The 8,661-nt window shown below is 65.3% G+C and carries 8 protein-coding genes; all 8 read right to left on the bottom strand.

Features of this window, described 5'->3' with window-relative positions; all coding sequences use genetic code 11:
* The coding region (locus VL129_RS06850; protein WP_325411405.1) for an Hpt domain-containing protein at positions 1 to 886 on the bottom strand (886 nt) is incomplete at its 3' end.
* Positions 887 to 896: 10 nt separating this feature from the next.
* Positions 897 to 1,685, bottom strand: a complete 789-nt coding sequence (locus VL129_RS06845) for a protein phosphatase CheZ (protein ID WP_325411403.1) — start codon at positions 1,683 to 1,685, stop codon at positions 897 to 899.
* A 19-nt stretch (positions 1,686 to 1,704) separates the two neighbouring features.
* Positions 1,705 to 2,079, bottom strand: a complete 375-nt coding sequence (locus VL129_RS06840; protein ID WP_325411401.1) for a chemotaxis response regulator CheY — start codon at positions 2,077 to 2,079, stop codon at positions 1,705 to 1,707.
* Positions 2,080 to 2,173: 94 nt separating this feature from the next.
* Entirely contained in the window at positions 2,174 to 2,914 is a 741-nt protein-coding gene (gene fliA, locus VL129_RS06835; protein WP_325411399.1) for an RNA polymerase sigma factor FliA, read from the bottom strand.
* On the bottom strand, positions 2,911 to 3,744 hold the full coding sequence (gene fleN, locus VL129_RS06830) for a flagellar synthesis regulator FleN (RefSeq protein ID WP_325411397.1): 834 nt from the start codon (positions 3,742 to 3,744) through the stop codon (positions 2,911 to 2,913). Before fleN ends, fliA begins: the two co-directional genes overlap by 4 nt.
* A gap of 74 nt (positions 3,745 to 3,818) precedes the next feature.
* Positions 3,819 to 5,081 (bottom strand): flagellar biosynthesis GTPase FlhF, encoded by a 1,263-nt coding sequence (gene flhF, locus VL129_RS06825; protein WP_325411395.1) that lies wholly within the window; start codon positions 5,079 to 5,081, stop codon positions 3,819 to 3,821.
* Positions 5,082 to 5,097: 16 nt separating this feature from the next.
* A complete protein-coding gene (gene flhA, locus VL129_RS06820; RefSeq protein ID WP_325411393.1) occupies positions 5,098 to 7,218 on the bottom strand; it encodes a flagellar biosynthesis protein FlhA in 2,121 nt (706 codons plus the stop codon).
* A 298-nt stretch (positions 7,219 to 7,516) separates the two neighbouring features.
* Entirely contained in the window at positions 7,517 to 8,638 is a 1,122-nt protein-coding gene (locus VL129_RS06815) for a beta-ketoacyl-ACP synthase III (protein WP_325411391.1), read from the bottom strand.
* Between the last annotated feature and the right edge of the window lie 23 nt (positions 8,639 to 8,661).

Genomic DNA, 8,661 nt, shown 5'->3' with positions numbered 1-8,661 from the left:
GGGCCGCCGGCGCGGCGGCCTTGGGCGGCTCGCTGGCTACCTGCTCGGGCTTGAACTGGCCCTTGCCGTGCAGCTGGTCGAGCAGCGCCTCGAACTCGTCGTCGGTGATTTCATCGCCACCAGCCGTCTTGCCGGCTGCCGGCGCCTGCTGCGAACCCTGGCCCGGCAGGGCGTCGGGCTTGAACTGTCCCTTGCCATGCAGCGTGTCGAGCAGGTTCTCGAATTCGGACTCGGTGATGCTTTCGCCAGCGGCGGCCTCGCCGGCCGGCAGCGTGTCGGGCTTGAACTGGCCCTTGCCATGCAGTTGGTCGAGCAGGTTCTCGAATTCGGCGTCGGTGATCTCGTCGGCGCCTTCGGCCGGGGTCGCCGGGCCGTCGATGGCTTGCAGCAGGCTTTCGAATTCGGCGTCGGTCAGGTCCTGTTCCTTCGGCTCCGCCGCCGCTGCGGGCGCGGGCGCGGCAGCGACCGGGGTCGGGGCCGGGGCGGCAGGGGCGGCGACCGGATCGGCCAGACGATGCAGCGCCTCCAGCAGCTCCGGGCTGGCCGGGGTCAGCTCGCTGCCTTCGCGCACCTGGGCGAACATGCCGTTGATGGCATCCAGGCCCTGCAGCACCACATCCATCAGCTCGGCGTCGACCAGGCGCACACCCTTGCGCAGCATGTCGAAGACGTTTTCCGAGCTGTGGCAGCACTCCACCAGTTCGTTCAGCTGCAGGAAACCCGCGCCGCCCTTGACCGTGTGAAAGCCGCGGAAGATCGCGTTGAGCAGATCCATGTCATCCGGACGGCTTTCCAATTCCACCAGCTGTTCGGACAACTGTTCGAGAATCTCGCCGGCTTCTACCAGGAAATCCTGAAGGATCTCATCATCGGCATCGACGCCCATTACGTGCCCCTTAAAACCCTAGACTGGAAAGCAGATCGTCAACGTCGTCCTGATTGCTGACGACATCCTCCCGTTTATCGGCATTGATCTGCGGACCTTCACCCTGCGAGGGCTGTTTCTGTTGATCGAGCTCGGCCCGCAGCTGGGCGTGGTCGTGCTGGATGCCCGCGAAGTTGTCGACCTGGCTGGCCATCAGCATCAGCTCGACCAGGTCGCGCTCGACGTCGGTGACCAGATTGGTGACGCGCTTGATGACCTGGCCGGTGAGGTCCTGGTAGTCCTGCGCCAGCATGATCTCGTTCAGCTGCGTGCCGACCTTCTCGCTCTCGCGCTCGCTGCGCACGAAGAACTGCTCGACCCGCTTGACCAACTGGCGGAAACCTTCGGCGTCCATTTCGCGGCGCATGAAACGCTGCCAGTCCACGCGCAGTTCGCGGGCGTCGTCGCTCAGCCGGCTGATCACCGGCGCGGTGGCTTCGACCAGGTCCATGGTGCGGTTGGCCGCGTTCTCGGTCATCGAGACGACGTAATTCAGGCGCTCGGTGGCGTCGGCGATCTCCGACACTTCCCGCGACTCGGGGAAATTCGGGTCGATGTGGAAGCTGACGATCGCGGTGTGCAGCTTGCGCGTCAGCCGTCCCACGGCCTGATACAGGCCGCGGTCGCGGACCTTGTTCAGCTCGTTGATGATCTGCACGGCGTCGCCGAATTCGCGCTGTTCAAGGCTGCGAATCAGCTCGCGTGCATTGTCCATCAGGCTCGCCTCGAGCTCGCCCCTTGGATCTGTATGCTGCTCCATCATGCCCCCAAGGCGCTGCTCAACTGCCGACGCGTTCGAAGATCTTCTCGATCTTGTCCTTCAGTCCCTGAGCAGTGAACGGCTTGACCACGTAGCCGTTCACACCGGCCTGGGCGGCCTCGATGATCTGGTCGCGCTTGGCCTCGGCGGTCACCATCAGCACCGGCAGGTTCTTCAGGCGCTCGTCGGCGCGCACCGCGCGCAGCAGGTCGATGCCGTTCATGCCCGGCATGTTCCAGTCGGTGACCAGGAAATCGAAATTGCCGCTCTGCAGCATCGGCAGGGCGGTGAGGCCGTCGTCGGCTTCCGTGGTGTTGGTGAAGCCCAGGTCACGGAGCAGGTTCTTGATGATCCGCCTCATCGTCGAAAAGTCGTCAACGATGAGAATTTTCATGTTCTTGTCCAACGGTCGACCTCCATACAGTCCAAAAACGCCACCGGGTCATCCCGGTTGCGTCCCCATTCTTTTCGAAAACCGGTGAGCCCTGTCAGCGAGCCCGCCAGTCACCCAGCCGGGCCCGCAAACGGGCGGCGCACTGGCTGTGCAACTGGCTGACGCGGGATTCGCTGACCCCCAGTACCTCACCGATTTCCTTCAGATTCAGTTCTTCGTCGTAATACAGCGACAACACCAGGCGTTCGCGTTCCGGCAGGTTGGCGATCGCCTCGCTCAGCGCATGCTGGAAGCGCAGGTCCTCATGTTCGCGCGACGGGCTGGGATGGGAATGCTCGACATCCTCCAGCGCGCCGCCTCCCTCACCCTCCTGCAACAGGTCATCGAAGCTGAACAGGCGGCTCCCCAGGGTGTCGTTGAGAATCGCGTAATAGTCTTCGAGGCTTAACTGGAGTTCGGCAGCAACCTCGTGATCTTTAGCGTCGCGCCCGGTTCTGGCCTCGACCAGGCGGATGGCGTCGCTGACCATGCGGCTGTTGCGGTGTACCGAACGCGGCGCCCAGTCGCCCTTGCGCACCTCGTCGAGCATGGCGCCGCGGATGCGGATACCGGCGTAGGTTTCGAAGCTGGCACCCTTGCCCGAGTCGTATTTCTTCGCCGCTTCCAGCAGGCCGATCATGCCGGCCTGCATCAGATCCTCGACCTGCACGCTGGCCGGCAGGCGGCCGAGCAGGTGGTAGGCGATCCGCTTGACCAGCGGCGCATAGCGCTCGATCAGCTGGTACTGGGAATCCCGGGACTGGGCATGGCTGTACATGTGCACGGGTGAGGTCATGCGGAGGAACCTGTTGTGGGCCTGTTCACCAGACGCTCGACGAAAAACTCCAGGTGGCCGCGCGGATTGGCCGGCAGCGGCCAGCTGTCCACCTTCTGGGCGATCGCTCGGTAGGCCTGCGCGCACTTGGAGCGCGGGTAGGCCTCGTACACGGCGCGCTGCTTCTGCACGGACTTGCGCACCAGCTCGTCGGCGGGCACCGCGCCGACATACTGCAGCGCCACGTCGAGGAAGCGCTCGGTGACCTTGGTCAGCTTGGCGTACAGGTTGCGGCCTTCCTCGGGGGTCAGCGTCATGTTGGCCAGCACGCGGAAGCGGCTCAGGCCGTAGTCGCGGTTGAGCAACTTGATCAGCGCGTAGGCGTCGGTGATCGAGGTGGGCTCGTCGGTGACCACCAGCAGCACTTCCTGGGCGGCGCGCACAAAGCTGGTCACGCCGTCGCCGATGCCGGCGGCGGTGTCGATGATCAGCACGTCGATGCTTTCGCTGATGTCGCTGAACGCCTGAATCAGGCCGGCATGCTGCTGGCTGGTCAGGCGCACCATGCTGGCCGCGCCCGAGGAGGCCGGCACGATACGGATGCCGCCCGGCCCCGGGATGATGACGTCGCGCAGCTCACACTGCCCGTCGATCACGTCGGCCAGGTTGCGCTTGGGCGTCAGGCCCAGCATCACGTCGACATTGGCCAGGCCCAGGTCGGCGTCCAGCAGCATCACCCGGCGGCCGAGGTCGGCCAGGGCCAGCGCCAGGTTGACCGAGACGCTGGTCTTCCCAACACCACCCTTGCCGCCGGTCACGGCGATCACCTGTACGGGGTGCAAGCTACCCATGTTCTCTCCACTGATTCGCCAGTCTGGCCCGCCCACGATTCGCGTTCCGGCTTGCCAACCGCTTCCCCTGATTCTTAACCGACGCGGCGCGTCGCGGTGTTGTTGTAGAGGCCGGCAAACATGTCGGCCATCAGATCCTCGCTGGGATCTTCGGACATCTGCATGCGCACCGCCCGGCTCACCAGCTGGTGGCTGCGCGGCGTGTGCAGGTCATCGGGAATGCGCGGCCCGTCAGCCAGGTAGGCCAGCGGCAGCTTCTCGCTGACCAGCACGCCCAGGATCTCGCCCAGGCTCAGGGCCTCGTCCAGCTTGGTGATCACGCACCCGGCCAGTCCACAGCGCCTGTAGCTTTGATAGGTGGCGCGCAGCACCTGTTCCTGACTGGTAGCGGCCATCACCAGGTAATTGCGCGCCTTCAGATCGCCGGCGGCCAGCGCGTCGAGCTGCTGGCGCAGGGCCGGATCGGCGCTCGGCAGTCCGGCGGTGTCGATCAGTACCAATTTCTTCTTCTTCAGCGGCTCGAGGGCCTCGAGCAGCGACTCGCCCGGCTCCACCTGGGTGACCGGCACGTTGAGAATCTTGCCCAGGGTCTTGAGCTGCTCCTGGGCGCCGATGCGATAGCCGTCCATGCTCACCAGGGCGATGTTCTTCGCGCCGTGGCTCAGCACGTAGCGCGCCGCCATCTTGGCCAGGGTGGTGGTCTTGCCCATGCCGGCCGGACCGACCAGGGCAATCACCCCGCCCTCTTCCAGCGGCTCGTGCTCGGGCACGATCAGGCTGCGCGCCAGGTGGGCCAGCACGATGCGCCAGGCACGGCGCGGGTCGGTCTCGTCACTCACCTCGTCCATCAGTTTCTTGGACACATCCACCGGCAGGCCGATGCGCTGCATGCGCCGCCAGAGGTTGGCGATCAGCGGCTGGTTCTCCTGGATGTTGCCCCAGACCATGGTGCCCAGCTGCATCTCGATCAGCTCGCGCAGGCCGGTCAGCTCGCTGCGCACGGCATCCAGCATGCCTTCGGTGCTTTCCGGATCGCGACGCTTTTCCACGGGCGCCGGTGCCACGGGCGCCGGCTGGGTCTGCTCGCTTTCGCTGCGGATGGCCATCTCCACCTGGGCGGAGGCGATCATTTCCTGGGTCTTGCGCAGCTCGGCTTCCAGCTGCAGGTTGGGCTCGCGCACCAGTTCATTGGGCAGCTGGTAATTCAGCGCGGCGACCAGTTCGACACCACCGGCCAGACGACGGTTGCCGATGATCGCGGCATCGGCGCCCAGTTCGTCGCGCACCAGCTTCATGGCCTGGCGCATGTCAGCGGCGAAGAAGCGTTTGACCTGCATGGTCGGAATACCTCGGTTAGTTCTGGCCTACGGTGGCGACGATGGTGACCTGCTTGTTGTCCGGCACTTCCTGGTAGGACAGCACATGCAGGCTGGGGACAGCCAGACGTGCAAAGCGGGAGAGCATGGCGCGGACCGGCCCGGCGACCAGCAGTACCACTGGCTTGCCGAGGGCTTCCTGACGCTGCGCGGTCTCCACCAGGGAGCGCTGCAGCTTTTCCGCCATGCCGGGTTCGAGGAGGAAACCGTCTTCGGCGCCCTGGCCGGCCTTCTGGACGCTGCCAAGCAATATCTGTTCCAGACGCGGATCGAGGGTGATCACCGGAAGCTCCGGCTCTAGCCCCACGATGCCTTGCACGATGGCGCGGGCCAGCGCGACGCGCACCACGGCCACCAGCGCGCCGGGATCTTGACTCTTGCCCGGCACGCTGGCGATGGCTTCGGCGATGCTGCGGATGTCGCGCACCGAGACCTGCTCCTGCAACAGCGCCTGCAGCACCTTGAGCAGCGTGGACAGCGACACCATGCCGGGCACCAGCTCCTCGGCGAGCTTGGGCGAACTCTTGGCCAGCACCTGCAGCAGTTGCTGCACTTCTTCGTGGCCGATCAATTCATGGGCGTGCTTGTAGAGCACCTGGTTGAGGTGCGTGGCGACCACCGTGCTGGCGTCCACCACGGTGTAGCCCAGGGTCTGCGCCTGCTCGCGGGCCGACGCCTCGATCCACACCGCCTCCAGGCCGAAGGCCGGATCGCGACCGGCAATGCCGTTCAGGGTGCCGAACACCTGGCCGGGGTTGATGGCCATCTCGCGATCCGGGTACAGCTCGGCCTCGGCCACGCTGACACCCATCAGGGTCAGGCGGTAGGCGTTGGGCAGCAGGTCCAGGTTGTCGCGGATATGCACCGGCGGAATCAGGAAGCCCAGATCCTGGGAGAGCTTCTTGCGCACGCCCTTGATCCGCGCCAGCAACTGGCCGCCCTGGTTGCGGTCCACCAGCGGGATCAGCCGATAGCCGACCTCCAGGCCCACCAGATCGACCGGATTGACGTCCTCCCAGCCCAGCTCCTTGCTTTCCGGCTCCTGCAGGGCCGGCAACTGGTCGGCCGGCAGAGCCGGCACGGCGGCATCGGCGCGCGCCTTGCCGTCTTTCTTGCGCCAGATCAGCCAGGCAAAGCCCGCGGCCACCAGGCCCAGGCCCACGAAGGGCGTATGCGGCATACCCGGCACCAGGCCGATGACGATCAGCAGACCCGCCGCCACCGCAAGCGCCTTGGGCGAGGAGAACATCTGCCGGTTGACCTGCTGGCCCATGTCCTCGGAAGTGGACACGCGGGTGACCATGATCGCCGCCGCGGTGGACAGCAGCAGCGAGGGAATCTGCGCGACCAGGCCGTCGCCGATGGTCAGCAGGGAATAGATGCGCGCCGCCTCGCCAGCCGACAGGTCGTACTGCAGGGTACCGATGGCCATGCCACCGAGCAGGGTGACGAACATGATCAGCAGGCCGGCGATGGCGTCACCGCGCACGAATTTGCTGGCACCGTCCATGGAACCGTAGAAATCGGCTTCCTGGGCCACCTCGGCGCGGCGCTTCTTGGCCTCGCCCTGGTCGATCAGGCCGGCGTTGAGGTCGGCGTCGATGGCCATCTGCTTGCCCGGCAGGGCATCCAGGGTGAAGCGTGCGCTCACTTCGGAGATGCGCCCGGCGCCCTTGGTGATCACCACGAAGTTGATGATCACCAGAATGGCGAACACCACGGCACCGACCACGTAGTTACCGCCGACCACCACATCACCGAAGGCCTGGATCACCTTGCCGGCGGCGCCCTCGCCTTCCTGGCCATGCAGCAGCACGACGCGGGTGGAGGCGACGTTCAGCGACAGCCGCAGCAGCGTGGAAACCAGCAGGATGGTCGGGAACACGGCGAAGTCGAGCGGGCGCAGCGCATAGACGCTGACCAGCAGGACGACGATGGACAGGGCGATGTTGAACGTGAAGAACACGTCGAGCAGGAAAGGCGGCATCGGCAGGGTCATCATGCCCAGCAACACCAGCACCAGCAGCGGCACGCCCAGATTGCCCCGGCTCAGACTGGCCAGGTTGCCGCGCAAGTTCGTCAACCGCGTGCGATCCACCCGCTTCTCCCACTCGTTGAAACAATTTTTTGACGCGCATCACAAACGCGCAGGAGTGATAGCAAGAAGCCGTCCAACTCGGCGGGCTGGTGAAAGAGGAAAAACAAAAAAGTTCCGTCGCTCAGCGCTTTTCCGGCCGCCAGCCGGGGCACCGCCGCTGCGCCAGGCAAAACCCATGCTCTGCCTTCGGGGAACTGGCGCGCAAAAGCTCGGGGCTGAAGCCCCTCCTACAAAAGCGGCGATCCGCACGATCCTGTAGGAGGGGCTTCAGCCCCGATGCTTTCCGGCCAGCGATATATCAGCGCTTGCGCAGCACCACGCTACCGATGGAATAGCCGGCGCCGAAGGAGCTCAGCACCCCCACCGAACCGGCGGGCAGATCGTCCTGGTGCTTGTGGAAGGCGATGACCGAACCCGCCGAACTGGTGTTGGCATAGGTATCCAGGATCACCGGCGCCTCGTGCACCTCGGCGTCGCGACCCAGCAGCTTGCGGGCGATCAGCTGGTTCATGCTGAGGTTGGCCTGGTGCAGCCAGAAGCGTTTGACGTCGGTCACCGGCACGCCGACTTCCTGCAGGTGCGCGCCGATCAGCTCGGCCACCATGGGGCAGACTTCCTTGAACACCTTGCGGCCTTCCTGCACGAACAGCTTGTCGCGTGCGCCGACGCCTTCCTCGGCGCAGCGGTTGAGGAAGCCGAAGTTGTTGCGAATGTTGTTGGAGAACTGGGTCACCAGCTTGGTACCGACGATGTCCCACTGGTACGGCGAAGTGGCCTGGTCGGCGCGCTCGATGATCACCGCAGTGGCGGCGTCGCCGAAGATGAAATGGCTGTCGCGATCACGGAAGTTCAGGTGACCGGTGCAGATTTCCGGGTTGACCATCAGCACCGCGCGGGCCTGGCCGGTCTGCACGGCGTTGGCGGCGGCCTGCAGGCCGAAGGTGGCCGAGGAACAGGCCACGTTCATGTCGTAACCGAAGCCCTGGATGCCCAGCGCGGCCTGGACCTCGATGGCGATGGCCGGGTACGGGCGCTGCAGGTTGGAACAGGCGACGATCACCGCGTCGATGTCGGCGGCGGTCCGGCCGGAACGCGCCAGCGCTTCACGGGCGGCGCCCACCGACATCTCGCAGAGGATGCTCCACTCGTCATTGGAGCGTTCCGGAATACGCGGCGTCATGCGCTGCGGATCGAGAATCCCGGCCTTGTCGGTCACGTAACGGCTCTTGATCCCCGAGGCCTTCTCGATGAAGGCGGCGCTGGACTCGCTCAGGGGCTGAACCTCGCCACGCGCGATGGCGTCGGCGTTCTCGCTGTTGAACTGCTGGACGTAGGCATTGAAGGCAGCCACCAGCTCATCGTTGCTGATGCTCTGGGACGGGGTATACAGGCCGGTACCGCTGATCACGACGTTATGCACTGTCGGTCCTCTTGGCTGGTGTT

The sequence above is a fragment of the Pseudomonas sp. genome (assembly GCF_035497915.1).
GTDB lineage: Bacteria > Pseudomonadota > Gammaproteobacteria > Pseudomonadales > Pseudomonadaceae > Serpens.
Note: the sequence above shows the minus strand (reverse complement) of the source record. Positions and strands in the feature narration are given on the sequence as shown.